At 69.4% G+C, this 22,264-nt stretch carries 15 protein-coding genes; 3 read left to right on the top strand and 12 right to left on the bottom strand.

What is annotated here, in order from left to right; translation table 11 throughout:
- Positions 1-117: 117 nt before the first annotated feature.
- From OG496_RS39590 to OG496_RS39580, 3 genes are read right to left on the bottom strand one after another with little or no spacing between them, the layout of a single operon-like run.
- Positions 118-1,080, bottom strand: a complete 963-nt coding sequence (locus OG496_RS39590; RefSeq protein WP_366490265.1) for a carbohydrate ABC transporter permease — start codon at positions 1,078-1,080, stop codon at positions 118-120.
- Positions 1,077-2,111, bottom strand: a complete 1,035-nt coding sequence (locus tag OG496_RS39585; RefSeq protein WP_405974264.1) for an ABC transporter permease — start codon at positions 2,109-2,111, stop codon at positions 1,077-1,079. The genes OG496_RS39590 and OG496_RS39585 overlap by 4 nt, the downstream gene beginning before the upstream one ends.
- A 27-nt stretch (positions 2,112-2,138) precedes the next feature.
- The gene (locus OG496_RS39580; protein ID WP_405974263.1) at positions 2,139-3,830 is read right to left on the bottom strand and encodes an extracellular solute-binding protein; all 1,692 of its coding nucleotides are present in this window, start codon (positions 3,828-3,830) and stop codon (positions 2,139-2,141) included.
- A gap of 291 nt (positions 3,831-4,121) precedes the next feature.
- On the opposite strand from OG496_RS39580, the gene OG496_RS39575 reads away from it, so the two are divergent.
- Positions 4,122-6,959 (top strand): glycoside hydrolase family 3 C-terminal domain-containing protein, encoded by a 2,838-nt coding sequence (locus tag OG496_RS39575; RefSeq protein WP_405974262.1) that lies wholly within the window; start codon positions 4,122-4,124, stop codon positions 6,957-6,959.
- Between the two features lie 153 nt (positions 6,960-7,112).
- Here the strand turns inward: OG496_RS39575 and OG496_RS39570 are convergent, their stop codons facing one another.
- The 3 genes from OG496_RS39570 to OG496_RS39560 all read right to left on the bottom strand — a co-directional run bounded on the left by OG496_RS39570 (position 7,113) and on the right by OG496_RS39560 (position 12,811).
- The gene (locus OG496_RS39570; RefSeq protein WP_405976809.1) at positions 7,113-8,558 is read right to left on the bottom strand and encodes an aldehyde dehydrogenase family protein; all 1,446 of its coding nucleotides are present in this window, start codon (positions 8,556-8,558) and stop codon (positions 7,113-7,115) included.
- Positions 8,559-8,711: 153 nt separating this feature from the next.
- Complete coding sequence (locus tag OG496_RS39565) at positions 8,712-10,292, bottom strand: PucR family transcriptional regulator (protein ID WP_405974261.1); 1,581 nt, start codon at positions 10,290-10,292, stop codon at positions 8,712-8,714.
- A 116-nt stretch (positions 10,293-10,408) separates the two neighbouring features.
- Complete coding sequence (locus OG496_RS39560) at positions 10,409-12,811, bottom strand: ATP/GTP-binding protein (RefSeq protein WP_405974260.1); 2,403 nt, start codon at positions 12,809-12,811, stop codon at positions 10,409-10,411.
- A 257-nt stretch (positions 12,812-13,068) separates the two neighbouring features.
- On the opposite strand from OG496_RS39560, the gene gabT reads away from it, so the two are divergent.
- Both gabT and OG496_RS39550 read left to right on the top strand, forming a co-directional pair.
- A complete protein-coding gene (gabT, locus tag OG496_RS39555; RefSeq protein WP_366490257.1) occupies positions 13,069-14,403 on the top strand; it encodes a 4-aminobutyrate--2-oxoglutarate transaminase in 1,335 nt (444 codons plus the stop codon).
- Positions 14,404-14,647: 244 nt separating this feature from the next.
- Positions 14,648-15,466 carry a phosphatase PAP2 family protein gene (locus OG496_RS39550; protein WP_405976808.1) on the top strand — a complete coding sequence of 273 codons (819 nt, stop codon included), beginning with the start codon at positions 14,648-14,650 and terminating at the stop codon, positions 15,464-15,466.
- Here OG496_RS39550 and OG496_RS39545 read toward each other — a convergent pair.
- The 6 genes from OG496_RS39545 to OG496_RS39520 form a co-directional block, all read right to left on the bottom strand.
- Complete coding sequence (locus tag OG496_RS39545) at positions 15,454-17,226, bottom strand: chitinase (protein WP_405976807.1); 1,773 nt, start codon at positions 17,224-17,226, stop codon at positions 15,454-15,456. The two genes, OG496_RS39550 and OG496_RS39545, sit on opposite strands and share 13 nt — an antisense overlap.
- Positions 17,227-17,338: 112 nt before the next feature.
- Positions 17,339-17,794: a hypothetical protein gene (locus tag OG496_RS39540; RefSeq protein ID WP_365309969.1), complete on the bottom strand. Its 456-nt coding sequence runs from the start codon at positions 17,792-17,794 to the stop codon at positions 17,339-17,341.
- 128 nt (positions 17,795-17,922) lie between these two features.
- A complete protein-coding gene (locus OG496_RS39535; RefSeq protein WP_405974259.1) occupies positions 17,923-19,350 on the bottom strand; it encodes an NAD(P)/FAD-dependent oxidoreductase in 1,428 nt (475 codons plus the stop codon).
- 29 nt (positions 19,351-19,379) lie between these two features.
- Entirely contained in the window at positions 19,380-20,180 is an 801-nt protein-coding gene (locus OG496_RS39530) for an ABC transporter permease (protein ID WP_366490254.1), read from the bottom strand.
- Positions 20,181-21,107 (bottom strand): ABC transporter permease, encoded by a 927-nt coding sequence (locus tag OG496_RS39525; RefSeq protein WP_328678297.1) that lies wholly within the window; start codon positions 21,105-21,107, stop codon positions 20,181-20,183. It abuts the gene before it with no gap.
- Entirely contained in the window at positions 21,107-22,261 is a 1,155-nt protein-coding gene (locus OG496_RS39520) for an ABC transporter ATP-binding protein (protein ID WP_399397604.1), read from the bottom strand. Before OG496_RS39520 ends, OG496_RS39525 begins: the two co-directional genes overlap by 1 nt.
- Positions 22,262-22,264 lie beyond the last annotated feature (3 nt).

Below are 22,264 nucleotides of genomic sequence, written 5' to 3'. Positions count from 1 at the left end.
GCTGTATGAGATGGGGTGAGGATTCCTACCTAAGGGGCCGCGGGGCTGTATCGATTTGCGGCTCCGCCGCGTGGGCGCGACCAGCCCCCACGCACCCGCAGACAAAGGACAACCAATTCAGCCCTTGACGGCGCCTGTGAGCATCCCCTTCTTAAAATGCCGCTGCACAAACGGCGAAAGCACAGCCACCGGCAACAAAGCCATCACCATGACCGCCATCTGCACGGCAAGCCCCGACAACTCCCCCGTCTTGATGGCCTGGCCAAGCCCGACCGGAGCCTCCTGCTTCTGCACCAGCTGGATCATGACGTTCTGCAACGGCATCATGTCCTGGTCGTTCAGATACAGCGACGCGTTGAACCAGGCACTCCAATACCCCACGGCATAGAACAACGTGATGACAGCCAGCACCGCACGCGACAACGGCATGACAATCACCCACAGAATCCGGAAGTCACCGGCGCCGTCGATCCGCGCACTGTCGATGAGTTCCTGCGAGATCCCCATGAAGAACCCGCGCAGCACAAGGATGTTGAAGACACTGAGCGCACTGGGCAGGATCAACGCGAGATAGCTGTCGGTCAGGCCGAGCGACTGGACGAGCAAATACGTCGGGATAAGCCCGGCGCTGAAGAACATCGTCGCCAGCATCATCATCAGAATCCACCGGTGCCCGAGCGACCCGATACGCGAGAGCCCGTACGCACACAGCACGGACACCGCCATGGAGAACGCCGTGCCGACGACGGTGATGAGGACGCTGATGATCGCCGCGCGGGTGACCTGGCCGCCGCTGAGGAGTTCCTTGTAGGCGACGAAGGTGATGCCCTTGGGCACCATGACGAGCCCGCCGGCCTGGTCGATGGTCTTGCGTGAGGAGAGGCTGGTGACGAGGACGATCCACAGCGGGAAGAGGATCGCGAGGCAGGCGAGGGTGAGGACGAGCCCCTTGCCCGCAAGACCGACCTTGCCGGGTTCCTCCTCCCAGGTGGGCCGGGGTGGCGCGGCCCAACGCCCTGGCGGCCGTACGGACTTGGCAGACCTGGAGGGCTCGACGGGTTTGTCGATGACGGCGGTCACTTCTTGTACACCCCCTGCTCGCCCATGAGGTGGGCCACTTTGTTCGCGGCGAGGACCAGCCCGAGGCTGATCACGCCCTTGACGAGTCCGGCGGCGGCCGCGTAGCCGAAGTCCTGGTTGCGGACGCCGTTCCACCAGACGAAGGTGTCGAGGACCTCCGCCGCTCCCGGTCCCACGGCGTCGCGTTGGAGCAGGATCTGTTCGAAGCCGACGGTCAGCGCATCGCCGACACGCAGCACCAGCAGCAGCGCGATCACCGGCCGGAGTGCGGGCAGCGTGACGTGCCACATGCGGCGCCACCGCCCCGCGCCGTCCATCGCGGCGGCCTCGTACAGATCGGGGCTGACGGACGACAGCGCGGCGAGGAAGACGATGATCCCCCAGCCCGCGTCCTTCCACACGCTCTGCGCGGTGATGAGGAACTTGAACGTGTTGGGGTCGGTCATGACGTCGAGGCCGTCGAAGCCGTGTTGCCGCAGGAGCTGCGAGAACAGCCCCGCCCCGCCCAGGAGTTGCTGGAAGACGGCGATGACCAGCACCCAGGAGAAGAAGTGCGGGAGGTAGAGGATCGCCTGGGAGAGCGCCCGGACCCGGGGCCTGACCACGCTGTTGATGAGCAGCGCGAGGAGGATCGGGATCGGGAAGAACAGGATGAGCTGGAGGAAGAACAGGACGAGCGTGTTCTGTACGGCGCTCCAGAAGGCGGAGTCCGCGAAGATCTGCTGGAAGTTCTCCAGGCCGACCCAGGGGCTGTGCAGCATCGAGACGATGCCGTTGTCGCTGACGTAGGGGTCGTAGTCCTCGAAGGCGACGATGTTGCCCAGGATCGGCAGGTAGTTGAAGACCAGGATGAGCAGGACGGCCGGCAGGGTCATCAGGAGCAGGACGCGGTCGCGTCTGAACCTGAGGCGCCAACTCACCTTCGTCTTGGGGCGGTTGCGTCGGGGGCCGGTGGCGCCGCCGGACGCCACCGGGGTCTTTCCCGTCGTGTCGGCCTCGGTCCTGCTCCGAGGCACCGTGCTGTGGGACACGGCCGTTCTCCTCGCCTCGGTACCCGGTCAGCTCGCCGCCGTGCCGTTGTCGTCGAGCAACTTCTGGTACCAGGCGCGGAGTTGGTCGCCGCCCTTGCTCTTCCAGTCCGATACGGCCTGCTGCATGTCGCTGATCTTCTTGCGGCCGCGGACGATGTCGTCCTCCAACTGCTCGAAGTCGTTGGAGAGGTTGGTGTAGCGGCTCGGCTCGGTGATCTGCTGGCCGTAGAAGCTCGACTTCTTTGTGAAGGCGCCCATCCGCTGCTGCCACTCGACCTGCGCCTTGGCGACCTCGGGGAAGTCGGGGTGGGCGATCGTCGCGGCGGGGCTGGCGACCATGACGAAGGCGTTGATGACCTCGTTGTTGCCCTGGTCGGTCTTCGTGGGCACACCGTTCTTGACGGTGTAATGGGTGCCCTCCACACCGTAGTTGGTGAGCATGTACTCCTTGGTGCCGTACGGCGCGGCGGTGACGTTGGCGACGGCCAGCGCGTCGTGGATGACGGACTCGGAGGCCTTCTTGCTGATGAAGGCGAAGATGCCGGCCGGTTCGCCGGCCCAGAGGGTCGGGTCGCCGCCCGCGTGGCCGAAGATGTCCATGCCCCAGATCTTGTAGTCCGGGTTCTGGGTGGCCTGTTCGGCGGTGCGGCTCCACCACTGCGAGATGTCCTGGTTGTAGATGAGGAACTCGCCGGCGGCGAACTTGGGCCCCGGGTCGGTGGCGGCGCTCTTGCCCAACTTGGCGTCGGGGTGCACGTATCCGGCGGCGAACAGCTTGCGGGTCCACTCCAGCGCTTCGAGGTACTCCTGGGTCTCGATGCGGTTGACCAGCTTGCCGTCGACGAGGTTCCAGCCGAGCGACTTCTCGCTGCCAGAGAGCACGCCCCACATGTTGAAGGCGGTCCACTTCATGTCCAGGCAGGCCCAGCGCTTGGCCTTTGCGTTGGTGATCTCCTTGGCCAGGGCCATGAACTCGTCGGCGGAGGTGGGGACTTCGTACCCCTCCTTGTCGAAGATGTCCTTGCGGTAGAGCGGCACGATGTTGGGGACGTACGAGGACGGCATCGGCAGTCCGCGCAGCTTGCCGCCGAAGATGCAGCGCTGCCAGGCGTCGGTGGGGATCGCCGCGAGGTTCGGGTAGTCCTTGACCTTGTCGCCGGCGAGGTAGGGGCCGAGGTCGGCGAACTTGCCGATGATGGCGCTGGGTATCTTGCCGCCCATGTTCCAGCCGGGGACGACCACGATGTCGGGGATGTCGCTGGAGGCGAGCACCGCGCCGAGCTTCTGGTCGTAGGTGTTGCCGTCCTGGTTCTGCCAGGCCACGTCGACGCCGATGAGGCTGTTCATCGCCTTGTAGTAGGCGTTGTCGTTCTTCGGCGGGGAGCCCCAGAACGGCGACATGATGGAGACCTTGCCGCCCTTGCCGAGCTTCTTCGGCACCGAGGTCTTCAGGCCGGCGAGGTCCAGCTTGCTGGTGAAGCCGACCGCCGAGCCGTTCTTGGCGGCGATGTCCGGGGCCACCACGTTGCCGGCGACGAAGGCCGGCAGCAGCTTCTTGACGCCCTTGCCCTCCGAACTGCCCCCGCCCGACCCGCTGTTCGAGGCCCCGCAGGCGGAGAGCAGCGGTACCCCTCCCGCCACCGCTGCGGCGGCGACCGCCGTGGAGGCGAGGAAGCTTCTCCGGCTGGGAGCGGAGGCGGCGGAGGCGTTCGGCGTCATTGCGTCAACCCTTCATGGCGCACCAGGACACCCGGCGGTGGAGCCGTCGGCTGCGGTGTCTTGAGTGGAACAGAGCACTTAGTCGAAGCGCTTCGATGTTGCTGCGAGGTTAAGTGAACACCCAAGGGTGCACAAGGGTCGCTCCCAAGATTCCTCGGAGGCGCTGGGCATGACCTGTCCGTATGTGCTGCTTGAAATAACGGTGAAGGTCTCTTGACACCTGACCCGCATCGAATCAGCATCGAAGCGCTTCGAAAGAGCCGCGCCGCTCCATCGCAAGGGGAACCCCACGTGACCGCACAAACGCCGCCTACGCCGCCTTTCCGCGATCCGCACCTGCCGTTCGCGAAGCGCATCGACGACCTCCTGTCGCGGCTCACCCTCGACGAGAAGGTCGGCTTCCTGCACCAGTACGCGCCCGCCGTGGAGCGTCTGGACGTCGCCGCGTTCCGCACCGGCCAGGAGGCCCTGCACGGCGTCGCGTGGATGGGCCCGGCGACGGTCTTCCCGCAGGCGGTGGGCCTGGGCGCGACCTGGAACGAGGATCTCGTACGACGGGTCGGCGACGCGGTGTCCAAGGAGGTCCGCGCGATGCGGGCCCGCGACGACCGCGTCGGCCTCAACGTGTGGTCCCCCACGGTGAATCTGCTGCGCCATCCACTGTGGGGCCGTAACGAGGAGGGCTACTCGGAGGACCCGAAGCTGACCTCGGCGATCGCCACGGCGTACACGCGCGGCCTGCGCGGTGACCACCCGACGTACTGGCGCACGGCGCCCGTCCTCAAGCACTGGCTGGCGCACAACAACGAGACGGGCCGCGACATCTCGTCGTCCTCGGTCCGCCCGCGCGTGCTGCACGAGTACGACCTGCGCGCCTTCCGCGAGACGGTCGAGGCGGGCGCGGTGGCGGGCGTGATGCCCGCGTACAACCTGGTCAACGGCCGCCCCAACCACGTCTCGCCCTACCTCCGCGAGCATCTGCGCACCTGGACCGACGAGGACCTCCTCGTCTGCTCGGACGCGGGCGCGCCCTCCAACCTGGTCGACTCCGAGCACTACTTCGACACCCACGAGGAGGCGACGGCCGCCTCGCTCCTCTCCGGCGTGGACAGCTTCACCGACCACGGCACGGACGGTTCGACGATCGTGGCGCGGGTCCAAGGTGCCCTGGACCAGGGCCTGTTGACGGAGGCGGACGTCGACGCGGCGGTCCGCCGTCAGCTCTCGGTGCGGTTCCGGCTCGGCGAGTTCGACCCGGCGCAGGACCCGCACGCCGGCATCGAGGACTTCGACACCCCGGCGCACCGGGCCCTCGCCCAGGAGGCCGCCGAACAGGCGGTGGTCCTCCTGAAGAACGACGGCGACCTGCTGCCCCTCGCCCACGACACCCGCCTGGCCGTGGTCGGCCTGCTCGCCGACGAGTGCAAACTCGACTGGTACAGCGGCACGTTGATCCACCGCTCCACCCCGCTGGAGGGCCTGTACGAGCAATTCGGCGCCGAGCGCGTCGAGTTCGCGGAGGGCGTGGACCGCGTCCGGCTGCGCACCACCCAAGGCACCTTCCTGCACGTCCCGTTGGCGGACGCGGAAGACGAAGTACGCGGCGCCGAGGGCGCGTTGGACCCGGCCCTCCTCGCCGGCCGCACCGACCTCCCGCCCCTCACCACGGACGACACCGGCACCGAACTCGCCCTCGTCGACTGGGGCGAGGGCGTCCTCACCCTCCGCGCCCCGGACGGCCGTTACCTCTCGGTCGCCGAGGACGGCTACGTCCGCGCCTCCGCCGACCAGCCCGGAGGCTGGGTCGTCCAGGAGACATTCCGCCTGGAACCCCACGAGAACGGTCACCTCCTGCTGCACATCGGTACGGGTCGCCACGTCTCTGTCGCCGCCGACGGCGTGAAGGTTGCCGAGGAAAACGCGGAAGTCTTCGAGTTGGTGGTCGCCGAGCGCGGCGAGGACGCGGTGGCCCGGGTCGCGGAGGCGGCGGACGTGGTGCTCGTCGTCGCGGGCAACGACCCGCACATCAACGGCCGCGAGACCGAGGACCGTACGACGCTCCAACTCCCCGCCCACCAACAGCGCCTGCTGCGCGCGGCCCGCGCCGCCAACCCGAACACGGTCCTGGCCCTGGTCTCCGCGTACCCGTACACGGTCGACCCCGCCGAACTCCCGGCGACCCTGTGGACGGCCCACGGCGGCCAGGCGGCGGGCGCCGCCCTGGCCCGCGTCCTCGCAGGCGACGTCTCCCCCGCCGGCCGCCTCCCCCAGACCTGGTACGCCGCCGACACCGACCTGCCCGACCTCCTCGACTACGACGTGATCGGCGGCCGCCAGACGTATCTCTACTTCGAGGGCACCCCTCTCTTCCCCTTCGGCCACGGCCTGTCGTACGCGTCCTTCACGTACGGCGGCCTCACGGCGCAGGTCGAACTCGGGGCGGTGCACGTGCAGTTCACGGTCACCAACACGGGCGATGTGACGGCCGACGAGGTCGCGCAGCTGTACACCCGCGCCACGGACCCGTCGGTCCCGCGTCCGCGCCGCGAACTGGCCGCACACCGCCGCGTGACCCTCGCGCCGGGCGAGGCAGCGGTGCTGTCCTTCGAAGTCCCGCTGTCCGCCTTCGAGTTCTGGGACGTGGCACGGGGTGGCCACCGCCTCGAACCGGGTCCGTACGAACTCCTCCTCGGCGCCTCCAGCGAGGACATCCGTCTCCGTACGACGGTGACGCTCGACGGCGAGCCCGCGGCCCCCCGCCCCCTCCTCCAACACGGCCTGGACGCGGCCGACTTCGACGAGCAGTCGGGCGGCGAGATCGTCGACCGGACGAAGGCGGCGGGCGACGCGGTGACCCCGGCGCAGGGCGGTACGGCCGAACTGACCTACCGGCACTGCGACTTCGGCACCGGTGTCACGGAGGTGACCGTGGAGGTGGCGGGCGAGGGCGTCGTGGAACTGTCCCTGGACGGCGGCCCGGCGCTCGCCCAACTCGCCCTGCCCGGGCCGACGTCGGGCCCGTACGACTACACCACGCTCGGCGCCGCGATCGTCGCCGAGGGCGTGCACGACGTGCACCTGAAGCTGCGCGGCCCGCTGCGGCTCGCGCACGTCGGCTTCTCCGGCTGAGGGTCCGGAGGCAGCCGGCGGCAGAGAAGGGGCCCGGCACCGGAAGGCATCGGTGCCGGGCCCCTTCGGGGAGGCTATATGAAAATGGATCCCATTAGCTAGGGCTGCTCGGTGAGAGAACGGTCAGAGCGACCGCTCTCGTCCCGAGCCCGGTCAGAGCGCGAGGCCCGTGAGCACCAGCACCCGCTCGTAGGTGTAGTCGTCCATCGCGAACTTGACGCCCTCGCGGCCGACGCCGGACTGCTTGGCGCCGCCGTAGGGCATCTGGTCGGCGCGGTAGGACGGGACGTCGCCGATCACGACGCCGCCGACTTCGAGGGCGCGGTGGGCGCGGAAGGCGACCTGCACGTCGTGGGTGAACACCCCTGCCTGGAGGCCGTACTTGGAGTCGTTGGCGGCGGCGAAGGCGGCGGCCTCGCCGTCCACCTTCGTCACGGTCAGGACCGGTCCGAAGACCTCCTCGCAGGAGATCGTCGTGTCGGCCGGTACGTCCGTGAGCACGGTCGGCGCGTACGAGGCGCCGTCGCGCTTGCCGCCGGCGAGGAGGGTGGCGCCCGCCTCGACGGCCTCCTGGACCCACGACTCGACGCGCTGCGCGGCGGCCTCGCTGACGAGCGGCCCGACGTCGGTCTTGTCGTCGCTCGGGTCGCCGGTGACCTGGGCCTCGACGGCGGCGACTATGCGCGGGAGCAGCCGGTCGTAGACGGCGGCGTCGGCGATGACCCGCTGCACCGAGATGCAGGACTGGCCGCCCTGGTAGTTGGAGAACGTGGCGATGCGGGTCGCGGCCCAGTCGAGGTCGGCGTCGGAGGCGTAGTCCCCGAGGACCACGGCCGCGCCGTTGCCGCCCAGCTCCAGGGTGCAGTGCTTGCGCGGCACCGAGTCCATGATCGCGTAGCCGACCTTCTCCGAACCGGTGAAGGAGATCACCGGCAGCCGCTCGTCCTGGACGAGGGCGGGCATGTGGTCGTTGGCGACCGGCAGGATGCTCCACGAACCGGCGGGCAGCTCCGACTCGGCGAGCAGGTCGCCGATGATCAGGCCGGAGAGCGGGGTGGCCGGGGCGGGCTTGAGGATGATCGGCACGCCGGCCGCGATCGCGGGGGCGATCTTGTGGGCGCACAGGTTCAGCGGGAAGTTGAAGGGCGCGATGCCGAGGACGGCGCCCTTCGGGAAGCGCCGGGTGAGGGCGAGCCGGCCCTGGCCGCCGGCGTCGGTGTCGAGGCGCTGGGCCTCGCCGCCGTTGAACCGCCGGGCCTCCTCCGCCGCGAACCGGAACACGGACACCGCGCGGCCGACTTCACCACGCGCCCACTTGATCGGCTTGCCGTTCTCGGCGGAGATGAGCTGCGCGATCTCCTCGGTGCGCTCGACGAGACGCCGGCTGACGTGGTCGAGGGCGGCGGCGCGGACGTGGGCGGGGGTCGCGGCGAACTCGTCCCGTACGGCGTACGCGGCGGCCACCGCCTCCTCGACCTGGGCGTCGGTCGGCACGCTGACCTTGCCGACGAGGCGTCCGTCCCAGGGCGAGGTGACGTCGAAGGTGTCCTCGCCGGTGGCCTGGCGGCCGGCGAGCCAGAAGGCGTGGGTGACTGCCACAGTTTCGTTGGGCATTGCGTGTGCCGGCCCTTCCGCGTTGGGGGTGCTTGTACTCGGTGCTACTCGCTCCACCGTAGGTGCGGGGAAGCGAGCCTGCGTTTGTCCGGGCCGTAGCAGTGCCTGGCGCGGACACTCCAGTTCGGCAGATGCCGCCTACTCCGCGGCGGCCGTCGCCTTCAGCGCGAGCCACAACTCCATCCGTACGTCCGGGTCGTCCAGCGACCGCCCGAGGATCTCCTCGACGCGCCGCATCCGGTACCGCAAGGTGTGCCGGTGCACCCCGAGGTCGGCGGCCGCCGCGTCCCACTGCCCGTGCCGGGACAGCCACGCCCGCAGCGAGGCGACGAGGTCCCCGCGCCCGGTGGCATCGTGCTCGGAGAGCGGCCGTAGCAACCCGTCCGCGAACGCGCGCACCGCGTCGTCGGCGAGCAGCGGCAGCACGGACCCGGCGGCCAGTTGCTCATGTTCGACGAGCACCCGCCCCCGCCTCCGGGCCACGGACAAGGCCTGCTCGGCCTGCTTGTAGGCGCCCGCGGCGGCGATGGGCCCGGCCGGAGCCGAGAGCCCGACGACGAGTTCGCTCTCGTCGCCGCTGTGCTCGCCGGTGGTCGAGGAGGCCCGCTCGCCCTCCCGCGTCGCCGCGTACTCGCCGCACGCCTCCACGGCGGCACCACCGTCCACGGCCAGCACGACCAGCCGTTCCGGCCCTTCCGCTACGACGAGCACGGCTTCCCCGGACCGCGCGGCAGCGGATTCCACGACCTCGGCGAGCCCGTCCAGGGGCTCACCGTCCGCCGACTCCCCCACGATGATCCGGAACGGCGCGTCGAGCAGCCCGCCGTACAGGTCCCCGGCGACCGCCCGCGCGTGGTCCGGATGCCCGGCGAGCAGCAGCCGCAGCACCGCCGCCCCGATCCGCTCATGGGCGGCCTGGAGGGACCGCGAGCGTTCCGTGGTGAGGGTCAGGAGCGCGATCGCGGAGTGCACGGCGTACCGCTCCGCCGTGCCGAGCGCCGCTTCCGTCCCTACGGCGAGTGCGGCGCGCGGGCGGCGGCCGGTGCCGAGGGTGTGCAGTTCGACGCGGTCCTCGTTGTCCGGCCCGCCCACGACCGAGGACGCCGGTGCGGGCCGGTCCCGCAGCCGCTCCACATCGGCCGTGAGCCGGGCGGCGCGGCGGCCCGCCCACTCCGGTGCGGTGGCGACGACGGCGCCGGACGCGTCGTAGAGCGCGGCCCATCCGTCGACCTGCGCGGCGAGTGCGGCGAGGAGTCCCTCGGGGCCGTCGGTGAGGGCCTGCTTGGTGAGTTCGCGCTGCGCGGCGAAGCCGGCGGTGACGGAGCGGTACTGGTCGGCGGCGATCGCCGCGGAGACGGCCTTGCTGATCGCGATGAAGGGGGTGCGCCGGGGGACTTCGAGCAGCGGCAGCCCCTCTTCCCCCGCGGTGTCGACGAGCGCCTGGGGAATCTCGTCGTAGTTGACCCCGACGGCGAACCCGAGCCCTACGACCCCGGCCCCCACCAGCCGCTTCACATACCGCCGCATGGCTTTCGGGTCCTCCGCGTCCAACTTCAACGCGGTGATCAGCAGCAGCTCCCCGCCCTCCATGTACGGCACCGGATCGGCCAGCTCACTGGCATGCACCCACCGCACGGGCACGTCCAAGTGGTCCTCGCCCGCGCGCACGGTGAGCTTGAGCGCGGAGTGGTGGACGAGCGAGGCGAGCGTGGGGGGCATGGTGCCTTCAGGTGGAGGAAGAACTGGCGATCACGTCGATCTTTTGGCCGTCGCGTATGAACTGCCTGAGCCGATTCTGCCTCACCGTATGGTCGGGGCGTACCTGTATGTCCGGTTCAGGGGGCTGGGGCTCGCAGATCCACCAGCAGCGGCGGTGCGTGCTCCCCCTTCACGCTGGTCAGGGACAGTACGGCGTGGCCGGCCGGCACCCCGTGCGCCAGTTCGGACGCGGACCAGCGCTCCCGCTCGACCTGGCGGACGGTCACGGCCTCCGTGGTCACGGCCTTGCCGGTGACCAGCTTGCGGAGGGCGTGGATGGCGCGGGTCATGGGCTGGTCGGCGAAGACGGTGTGCTTGGCGACGTCCTTGGTCTCCACCCACTCGGTGCCCCAGGCGTGAGCGAAGCGGCTACCGTCCCAGGTGGTGACGCCGGCCAGCGCCATACGGCAGCCGACGGCACCGTACAGCGGGCCGTGCAGGGCCTCGGGCACGTCACCGACGGTGCGCAGGGCGAGGACGACGCCCGCGTTCTCGGACCGCAGCCGCTGGATCCGGCGCAGCGACTCGGTGTTCACCGCGCCGGTGGCGTCGTCGAGGACGAGGCAGGCGAAGTGCCCGCGCTCACGGCCACGCACCACCGCGGCGAACTGCGCGAGGACCAGCCGGGTGAGCAGCCGGGCCGCCTCGTCGTGCCCGTGCTCGGGCAGGTCGATGCGGACCCGCAGCGGATGGTGGGCGACGGCGCGCAGCGAGAACGGCCGTACGGTTCCGCCGCCCGCTCCGAAGAACTCGGCGAACACCGGGCGGTCGAGCAGCGCGAGCCGGTCGGCGAGGGCCTGGCCGGGGTCGTTGCCGCCGCCGGCATGACGCATACGGGAGTCGAGTTCGCGGCGCATCACGGCGTGCTGGTCGTCGGTGAGTGCCGCGCTCAGCTCCGCCAGCGCCCTCGGCTCGCTCTCCAGGAGTTCGCGCAGCACGGGCAGTGCGGGGAACCTGCCGTACGCGGCCCGGTAGGGGCCGAGGAGCTGGGCGAGGACGGTGGCGGAACGCTGGGTGTCCACGGTGTCGAGGTCGCCGACGAGGGCTTCCGCGAGCAGGGCCGCGGCTTCGTCGGGGTCGTGGGACTCGGCGTACAAGTCGAGGTCGTGGACGGACGCCGGGTCGCCGACACGGACGATCACGTCGAACGCGTCGTCCGGGCCGAGCGGCGCACCGGTCGCGCACACCACGACGACGGCACACCGGCCGGTAAGTGCCTGCAGGGTGAGGTTCTCGACCACCGGCCGCACCACGTGCCGCGTCTTGCCCGAACCCGAGGGTCCGACGACGAGCAGCGAGGTCCCCAGCGTGTCCGGGCCGAGCGCGCTGCCGGCGCCGCGGTAGGCGAGCGGGGTGCGCTCACCCGCGGCCCAGGTCCCGATCCGCACCTGACCGGCGAGCAGGTCGTGCCGGGCGACACGGCCGGGCAGGTCACGGGCGCCGGAGGGGTGGATCCAGGCGCCGCCCCCGGAACGCAGCACGGTGTCGGTGAAGGACGCGAGGTCGCCGGTCCGTCGAGCCTGCTTCCAGGCGTGTTCGACGCGCGCGCAGTCCACGTCGTTCATCCACCCCGCCCGCACCTCGGCGGTGAGGACGTCCGCGGCCTCGAACTGCCCCGCCTCGCGAAGCTCGGGCCAGTGCGACGGTGACCCGGCGGCCTGCGCCTGCTCGGGGACGGTCGCCTGAGCCGCGGTGTCGCCCGCGCCGTACCGCTGCCGGATGAGTGGCAGCCAGCCGCCGATACGGGCGAACGGCCAGACGACCAGCACGCCGATGACCACGTAGAGCAGGTTGCCCACCAGCGGCGTGGAGATGAGGTCGTAGCCGCCCGGCAGAAGGGCGATGAGGTGGTACACGGGGCGGGCCACCGGAAGCGCGTCCCAGCCGACACCGGGGAAGATCCTCGGGACCACGACCAGGTTCAGGGCGATCACCGCGCCCAGCAGGGCGAGCAGCGCCCGCGTCGGCTGCGGGCGGCGGGTGACGAGGTGCCGGATGATGTCCGGCCAGCTCCCCAGGCGTCCCATGCCGTAGACGAGGAGGGCGAAGAACACGCCGTCGGCGACGATCACGGCCTCGACGCCCTTGCCCTTGGGTGTCGTGGTGCCGGACCACCACCAGTCGCCCGGTGTGAGCACCCTCAGCAGTGCCCATTGGTAGGGGATGCTGCCGTGCTTCCACAGCGACCACAGCACCATGCCCACGAGGAGCGGGACGACGACGCCGACGATGGTGATCGGTGACAGCCGCTCCGTCTTCCGCTCCGGCTTGGGCACGCGGTATCCGAACCGCCAGACACCGGGTCCCGCGGCGGGCCGGGGCTCGTCGAGCCAGTCGGCCACGGCGGGGCCGGCCGCGCTCGGTGCGTGCGCCGGCCTCGGCGGTACGGCGCGCCGCCCCGGCGGGTCTGCCGGTCCCGCCGGACGCGGCACAGGGTTCGCATGCGTGCCCTGCGCGTCCCGCGTCCCGTCGCTGTCCATCGTCCTCGCCCTCGCCCTCGCCCCTTGACCAGCCGTTCCGTACACCGTCAGCGAGTCAATCTAACGCGCCCACAAGGGGAGTTCACCGCTTACATGGCCGGGTCCATACCGATCCTCGTGATCCCGGCACTGTCCACGACGGACAACCCCCACCCCCGACACCGCCCACATGGAGCATGCCCACCCCCGGTCACCCGCCCTAGCCTGCGAGAAAGGAAGAAAGAAGAAAAGCGTCCGCACCACCCCAGGAGCCCCTCATGACCGCACTTCCGCAGGAGCGCCGCGTTCTCACCGCCATCCCCGGCCCGAAGTCGCAGGAGCTGCAGGCCCGCCGTACCGCCGCGGTCGCGGCCGGTGTGGGCTCCGTGCTGCCCGTGTTCACCGCGCGCGCGGGCGGCGGGATCGTCGAGGACGTCGACGGGAACCGGTTCATCGACTTCGGTTCCGGCATCGCCGTGACGAGCGTCGGCGCGTCCGCCGAGGCCGTCGTACGCCGTGCCACCGCACAGCTCGCCGACTTCACCCACACCTGTTTCATGGTCACGCCCTACGAGGGGTACGTCGAGGTCGCCGAGGCGCTCGCCGAGCTGACCCCGGGTGACCACGCCAAGAAGTCCGCGCTGTTCAACTCCGGCGCCGAGGCCGTCGAGAACGCCGTGAAGATCGCGCGGGCGTACACCAAGCGCCAGGCCGTCGTCGTGTTCGACCACGGGTACCACGGCCGGACCAACCTCACCATGGCGCTGACCTCGAAGAACATGCCGTACAAGAACGGCTTCGGACCGTTCGCGCCCGAGGTCTACCGCGTCCCGGTCGCCTACGGCTACCGCTGGCCGACCGGTCCGGACAACGCCGGTGCCGAGGCCTCCGCGCAGGCCATCGACATGATCAACAAGCAGATCGGCGCGGACAACGTCGCCGCGATCATCATCGAGCCGGTCCTCGGCGAAGGCGGCTTCATCGAGCCGGCGAAGGGCTTCCTGCCGGCGCTCAGCGAGTTCGCCAAGGCCAACGGGATCGTCTTCGTCGCCGACGAGATCCAGTCCGGGTTCTGCCGTACGGGGCAGTGGTTCGCGTGTGAGGACGAGGGTGTCGTCCCGGATCTCATCACCACCGCCAAGGGCATCGCGGGCGGGCTGCCGCTCGCCGCCGTCACCGGGCGCGCCGAGATCATGGACGCCGCGCACGCCGGTGGGCTGGGGGGTACCTACGGCGGCAACCCCGTCGCCTGTGCCGGTGCGCTCGGTTCGATCGAGACCATGAAGGAGCTGGACCTCAACGCCAAGGCCAAGAACATCGAGGCGGTCATGAAGGTCCGGCTCGGGGCCATGGCGGAGAAGTTCGACATCATCGGCGACGTGCGCGGGCGCGGCGCGATGATCGCCATCGAGCTCGTCAAGGACCGTACGACCAAGGAGCCGAACCCGGAGGCGACGGCCGCGCTCGCCAAGGCCTGCCACCAGGAGGGGCTGCTGGTCCTGACCTGTGGCACCTACGGCAACGTGCTGCGCTTCCTGCCCCCGCTGGTCATCGGGGAGGACCTGCTGAGCGAGGGCCTCGACATCATCGAGCAGGCGTTCGCACGTATCTGAGCCACCCCCGCCCGTACATCCGGGCCACACGCAACTCCCAGCCCCCGCACAGGAGTTGAGCCCCATACGCCTCAACCGCCCCACCCGTTTCATCCACAGCGATTCCGGGACCGGTGCGGCGGGCGTCAGGCCGTGTGAAGAAGGTGTGCGGGGTGCATGACGGGACGCGATTCCGCCTGTCGTACCCGCAGCCACTGCCGTAGGTTCTACCCAGATGAGAGATACACCCCGCCCACAGGGGACTGTGGGCGACTTCAGGCCGGGGCCTCCCCAGCTTCGACCTGGTCGTGCCCTCGCGCACACAACAGGAGCCTCTGGCTCCGAATCTCCTCACCGATCGGACAGTCGCCCGCCCCAAACCCCCCGGGGCGGCCGGCCATCCGATCCGGACGGCCGGCTCGGAACTACCCCCCCTGTTCCGGGCCGGCCGACCTCCTTTTTCTGGCTGCTTCTCGCCCTTCCCGCGCTCCTCTTCGCGGTGATCACCTGGCAGGTCGCGGCCGACGGCCCCCTCCTCCGCCTGGACACCCGCCTCAGCCGCGCACTCGTCCACCCGGACCGGGCCTCCGAACTCCTCGCCGACCTCGGCAACATCCAGGTCGCGGTACCCGTCCTCGTCGTCGTTCTCGTCTACGTCGGATGGCGCGGCCGTGCCACAGGTACGGACCGCTGGTGGCTGCCACCCCTCGCGGCGGCCGTGCTGATGGCCCTGGTCCCGGCGATCGTCGTCCCCCTCAAGGAACTGATCGCCCGCGGCGGCACCCCGGCGGTCCCGCCCGGCACCGGCTACTACCCCTCGGGCCACACGGCCACCGCGATGATCGCCTACGGCTCCGCGACCCTGCTCCTCCTCCCCTGGCTCCGGACGACGTACGCCCGCCGCGAACTGGTCATCGCCTGCGCCCTGTTGGTCGCCGCCGTCAGCTTCGGGCTGGTCCGCCGGGGCTACCACTGGCCACTGGACGTCGTGGCCAGTTGGTGCCTCGGTACGGTGCTGCTCGCCTCACTGTGGCTCTTCCTCGCCCGCTTTGCCCGCTTTCGCAGCGGACCTCAGCCGAAGTAGCCGTCGAACGTCTTCTGGAACTCCCAGTTCGAGTACCGGTCCCAGTTGATCGACCAGGTCATCAGCCCGCGCAGGGTCGGCCAGGTGCCATGGGTCGTGTACGAGCCGCAACTCACCTTCTTCGTCAGGCAGTCCAGCGTCTTGGTGACCTCGGCCGGGGCGACGTAGCCGTTGCCCGCGTTGACCGACGCCGGCATGCCGATGCCGATCTGGTCGGGGCGCAGCGCCGGGAACATGTTGTTGGTGTCACCCGCGACCGGGAAGCCCGTGAGCAGCATGTCCGTCATCGCGATGTGGAAATCGGCGCCGCCCATGGTGTGGTACTGGTTGTCGAGGCCCATGATCGGGCCCGAGTTGTAGTCCTGGACGTGCAGCAGGGTGAGGTCGTCGCGCAGGGCGTAGATGACGGGCAGATACGCCCCGCACCTCGGGTCCTGGCCGCCGAACTTGCCGGTGCCGTAGAACTGGTAGCCCATCTGCACGAAGAACGTCTCGGGCGCCATGCTCAGGACGAACTTCGCACCGTACTTGGCCTTCAGGGTCTTCAGGGCCGCGATGAGGTTGACCACCACGGGAGTTGTGGGGCTCTTGAAGTTCGTGTCGCTCGCGTCCAGCGACAGCGAGTGGCCCTCGAAGTCGATGTCCAAGCCGTCGAGTCCGTAGGTGTCGATGATGTTCGAGACGGAGGAGACGAAGGTGTCGCGGGCCGCCGTGGTGGTCAGCTGGACCTGGCCGTTGGCGCCGCCTATGGAGATCAACACCTTCTTCCCCGCCGCCTGTTTGGCCTTGATGGCCGCCTTGAAGTCGGCGTCGCTCTCGACGTTCGCGCACTCGCTGACCGGGCAGCGGTTGAAGCGGATGTCGCCCGAAGTGGCGGAGGTCGGTTCGCCGAAGGCCAGGTCGATGACGTCCCAGCTGTCGGGGACGTCGGCCAGGCGCGTGTAGCCGGAGCCGTTGGCGAAGCTCGCGTGGAGGTAGCCGACCAGGGCGTGGGTCGGCAGTCCGGAGGTGGGACCCGAGCCGGTGGACGTCGTCGCGGTGACCGCCGTCGACTTCGCGGACTCGCCCGCGTCGTTCACCGCGGTGACCTGGAAGCTGTACGCCGTCGCGGCCGACAGCCCACTCACGGTGGCCGAAGTGCCGCTCGCCGTCTGGACCTTGACCCCGTCGCGGTAGATCGCGTAGCTCGTCGCGCCGGTGACGGCGGACCAGGAGAGGGCGACGGAGGAGGACGTCACGGAGCCTACGGCGAGGCCCGTCGGGGTGGCGGGCGGCTGGCCTACGTCCACTGCCGGGCCGGTGAGGGAGATGTCGTCGGCGTAGTAGGCGCCGGTGGCGTACCAGCCGTGGGTGTAGATCGTGACCTTGGTGGTGGACGGGCCGGTGCGGAAGCTCGTCGTCAACTGCTGCCAGTCGGGGGCCGATTGGGTCCAGGTGGAGACGTCGGTGGTGCCGGTGCCGCTCGCGCCGAGGTAGACGTAGCTGCCGCGGACGTAACCGGCCAGCGAGTACTGGGAGTTGGGCTGCACGGTCACCGTCTGCGCGCACTGGGCGTAGTCGTTGCCGGCCGGGGTCGCCTGCAACGCCGAACTGCCGCCGTGCACGGGCGACTTGACCGTCGTACCGCTGTTCGCGGTGCAGGACCAGCTGTCGAGGCCTGCTTCGAAGCCTCCGTTCTTCGCCAGGTCCGCGTCGGCCGCACGGGCGACCGACGAGAGCGCGGTGAATCCGGACACGGCCAGGGCCGCGACCGTGAGCATGGTGAGGACGGGTCTGGTGCGGTCCACAAGTGCCTCCGGGCATGGGGGAATTGGAGGGGTGGAGCGCGCCCAATTTGGTCCAGACCAATTAGCTTGTCAAGACCTCAATCAGTTACCCGTCCTCCCCTTCCGTGGCCAGGCCCGCCGCCGCCTCGTGCATGGCGAGTTCGAGGAGTGCGGGGTCGGTGAGGGTGCCGGAGCCGTCCGGCGGTACCAGCCAGCGGACTCCGCCGGTCGACCGGCCGGGGTACGGCACGACGATCCAGGTGCCGAGTCCTGCCGTACGGATCCCCGTGCCCAGCCAGCGGCTCGCGGTGCCTGGCGGTACGAGGAAGCCCATCCGTGCGTCGCCGAAGTCGACGAGTACCGGGCCCAGTTGATCGATGACCCTGGTGAGCACATCGAGCGTGGGATAGCCGAGCTCACCCGGCAGGATGAGTACGTCCCAGGCCTTGCCGGCGGGCAGCAGCGCGACCCCGAGGGGGTTGCGCTCCCATTCCCAGCGGCAGGCCTCCGGATCCGGAGCTACGGATGCCAGCCACTCGACGGCCGTCTTCGCCCCAGTCATGAGGAGACCTCCCTTTCTCATGTCGACGCTGGTCGCGTCACAGGAGAGAGGGAGGTCTCCGCCAGGCATTACGCGGGTTCCGGCACCCCGAAGGAGTGAACTGGATCACACCCGTCGGGCAGACGGGCTCAGCTGTCGAAGCCGAGGCCCAGTTTGTCCATCGTCTTCAGCCAGAGGTTGCGCCGGCCGCCGTGCGAATCGGCGTGCGCCAGCGACCACTTGGTGAGTGCGATGCCCGTCCACGCGAAGGGCTCGGGCGGGAACGGCAGCGGCTTCTTGCGGACCATCTCCAGTTCCGTGCGCTCGGTCCGCTCCCCCGCGAGCAGGTCCAGCATCACGTCCGCGCCGAAGCGGGTCGCGCCGACGCCGAGCCCGGTGAAGCCCGCCGCGTACGCGACCTTGCCCTGGTGGGCGGTGCCGAAGAACGCCGAGAAGCGCGAGCAGGTGTCGATCGCGCCGCCCCACGCATGGCTGAAGTTGAGCCCCTCCAGCTGAGGGAAGCAGGTGAAGAAGTGCTCCGCGAGCTTGGCGTACGTCTCCGGCCGGTCGTCGTACTCGGCGCGGACCCGGCCGCCGTAGGGATAGATCGCGTCGTAACCGCCCCACAGGATGCGGTTGTCGGCGGAGAGCCGGAAGTAGTGGAACTGGTTCGCCGAATCGCCGAGACCCTGGCGGTTCTTCCAGCCGATCGACGCCAACTGGTCGGCGCTGAGCGGTTCGGTCATCAGGGCGTAGTCGTAGACCGGGACGGTGTACGAGCGGACGCGCTTGACCAGGTTCGGGAAGATGTTGGTCCCGAGCGCGACCCGGCGGGCCCGGACCGAGCCGTACGAAGTGCGTACGGCCATGCCGGCGCCGTACGGCTTGAGGGCGAGGGCGGGGGTGTGTTCGTAGACGCGGACGCCGAGTTGGAGGCAGGCGCGCTTCAACCCCCAGGCCAGCTTGGCCGGGTTGAGCATCGCGACGCCCCGGCTGTCGTACAGACCGGCCAGGAAGGTCGGGGAGTCGACTTGCTCCCTGAGCGCCTCGGCGTCCAGGAACTCGGTGCCCTCGGCGAGGCCCTTGCTCTCCAACTCGCCGTACCAGTCGTGGAGTTCCTCGGCCTGGTGCGGTTCGGTGGCGACGTCGATCTCGCCGGTGCGCTCGAACTCGCAGTCCAGGGAGTAGCGGGCGACCGCGCTCTCGATCGCGTCGAGGTTGCGGGCGCCCAGTTCCTCCAGCCGGTGGATCTCGTCGGGCCAGCGGGTGAGGCCGTTGGAGAGTCCGTGGGTGAGCGAGGCGGCGCAGAACCCGCCGTTGCGGCCCGAGGCGGCCCAGCCCACCTCGCGGCCCTCCACCAGCACCACGTCCCGCTGCGGGTCGCGCTCTTTCGCGATGAGCGCGGTCCACAGTCCGCTGTAGCCGCCGCCGACGACCAGCAGGTCGCAGGTCTCGGCGCCGGTGAGCGCGGGTTCGGGGTGGGGCTTGCCGGGGTCGTCCAGCCAGAACGGCACCGGCCGTGCTTCGGAAAGGGACTTGGTCCAGTTGTTGCTGCGGCTCATGGCGCTCGGGGCCATGATTTCAACTCCCTACAGGGATAGTGCGGTTATGCCTTGACCTTGTTGCGGCGGTTGGTGATCGCCATGGAGACGAGGACCAACAATACGGCGACGAGGAACATGGTCGTACCGATGACATTGATCTGAACGGGTGTGCCGCGCTGTGCCGAACCCCAGACGAACATGGGGAAGGTGACGGTCGAACCCGCGTTGAAATTGGTGATGATGAAGTCGTCGAAGGAGAGCGCGAAGGAAAGCAGCGCGCCTGCCGCGATTCCGGGGGCCGCGATGGGCAGGGTGACGCGGAGGAACGTCTGCACCGGGCCGGCGTAGAGGTCCTGGGCGGCCTGTTCCAGACGGGGGTCCATCGACATCACGCGGGCCTTGACGGCGGTGACGACGAAGCTGAGGCAGAACATGATGTGGGCGATCAGGATGGTGTAGAAGCCCAGTTGGGCGCCCATGTTGAGGAACAGGGTGAGCAGCGAGGCCGCCATGACGACCTCGGGCATCGCCATCGGCAGGAAGATCAGCGAGTTGATCGCGCCGCGTGCGCGGAAGCGGTAGCGGACCAGCGCGAAGGCGATCATCGTGCCGAGCAGCGTGGCGCCGATGGTCGCCCAGACGGCGATCTGGAGGCTGATGGAGAGCGAGCCGCACATGTCGGCGACACCGCACGGCTTCTCCCAGGCGTTCAGCGAGAACTGCTGCCACTCGTAATTGAAGCGCCCCTTCGGCTTGTTGAAGGAGAACACCGTGACGATGACGTTCGGAAGGAGGAGATATCCGAGGGTCAACAGGCCCGCGATGACGACGAAATGACGCTTGAACCAGCGTACGACGGCCATTTAAACCAGATCCTCCGTCCCGGACTTGCGAATGTAGATGGTCACCATGGCGAGGATGGCGGCCATGAGGATGAAGGAAAGAGCGGCCGCTGTCGGGTAGTCCAGAATGCGCAGGAACTGCGTCTGGATGACGTTTCCGATCATGCGGGTGTCGGTGGAGCCGAGGAGTTCCGCGTTGACGTAGTCACCGGCCGCCGGGATGAAGGTCAGCAGGGTGCCGGAGACGACGCCGGGCATCGACAGCGGGAAGGTGACCTTGCGGAAGGTGGTGAACGGCTTGGCGTAGAGGTCGCCGGCCGCCTCGTGCAGCCGTCCGTCGATGCGCTCCAGCGAGGTGTAGAGCGGAAGCACCATGAACGGCAGGAAGTTGTACGTCAGTCCGCACACCACGGCGAGCGGTGTGGCGAGGACGCGGTCGCCGGAGGTCCAGCCGAGCCAGTTGGTGACGTCCAGGACGTGCAGCGTGTTGAGGACGCTGACGACCGGGCCGCTGTCCGCGAGGATCGTCTTCCAGGCGAGCGTGCGGATCAGGAAGCTGGTGAAGAACGGCGCGATCACCAGGATCATGATCAGGTTCCGCCAGCGTCCCGCGCGGAACGCGATGAGGTACGCCAGCGGGTACCCCAGCAGCAGACAGAGGATGGTCGCGGCGGCGGCGTAGAGGACCGAGCGCAGGAACTGCGGCCAGTACTCGGACAGCGAGTCCCAGTAGGTGACGAAGTGCCAGGTGACCTTGTAGCCGTCCTCCAGGGAGCCCGTCTGGATCGACGTGGAGCCCTGGTAGATCATCGGCAGCGCGAAGAAGACGATCAGCCAGAGAATGCCGGGCAGCAGCAGCCAGTACGGCGTCCAGCGGCCCCTCTTCTTGCGCGGCGGCTTCTCCTCCGGCGCGGGCGCCAGGGGCGGCGCCTCGGTGACAGCGGCCATCAGGCGGCCTCCTCCACGATGTCGACGCCCGCGTCGATGTCCTGGGCGGCGTCGAGGCCGAAGGTGTGGGCCGGGTTCCAGTGCAGGACGACGTCGGCGCCGGGCCGGAGCCGGAGGTCGCGGTCGATGTTCTGGGCGTAGACCTCGAACTCGGGGCAGACCGGGCTGTCGATGACGTACTGGGTGGAGACGCCGATGAAGCTGGAGTCGGCGATCTTGCCGGTGATGCGGTTGCGGCCGGCCGGGATCTCGCCCGCGTCGTCGGCGTGCGTGAGGGTGATCTTCTCCGGGCGTACGCCGACCAGGACCTTGCCGCCGGTCGTCGTGGGCGCGGAACATCGCGCCTCGGGGAGGACGAGCTTGCCGCCGCCCGCCTTGAGGATGATGTCGTCGCCGCTCTTGGAGTCGACCTCGGCCTCGATGAGGTTGGAGGTGCCGAGGAAGTTGGCGACGAAGGTGGTGTTCGGGTTCTCGTAGAGGTCGCTGGGCGAGCCGAGCTGCTCGACGCGGCCCGCGTTCATCACGGCGACCGTGTCGGCCATGGTCATGGCCTCCTCCTGGTCGTGCGTGACGTGGATGAACGTGATGCCGACCTCGGTCTGGATGCGCTTGAGCTCCAGCTGCATCTGGCGGCGCAGCTTGAGGTCGAGGGCGCCGAGGGGCTCGTCGAGGAGGAGCACCTTGGGGTGGTTGATCAGCGCGCGGGCGACGGCGACACGCTGCTGCTGGCCGCCGGAGAGCTGGTGCGGCTTCTTCCGTGCCTGCTCGCCGAGTTGGACCAGGTCGAGCATGTCGACGACCTGCTGCTTCACCGACTTGATGCCGCGCCGGCGCAGACCGAAGGCGACGTTCTCGAAGATGTCGAGGTGCGGGAAGAGGGCGTACGACTGGAAGACGGTGTTCACCGGCCGCTTGTAGGGCGGGAGGTCGGTGACTTCCTGGTCGCCGAGGTGGACGGTGCCGGAGGAAGGTTCCTCCAGGCCGGCGATCATGCGCAGGGTGGTGGTCTTGCCGCAGCCCGAGGCGCCGAGCAGGGCGAAGAAGGAGCCCTGGGGGACGGTCAGTTCGAGCGGCTGCACGGCGGTGAAGCCGTTGTCGTAGGTCTTGCTGATACCGGAGAGGCGGACATCGCCGCTGTTGTCCTTGGTGTTCATCGT

It is taken from the genome of Streptomyces sp. NBC_00988, from assembly GCF_045162645.1.
In the GTDB taxonomy this organism is placed as follows: domain Bacteria; phylum Actinomycetota; class Actinomycetes; order Streptomycetales; family Streptomycetaceae; genus Streptomyces.
This window is presented reverse-complemented; position numbering and strand designations above follow the sequence as displayed.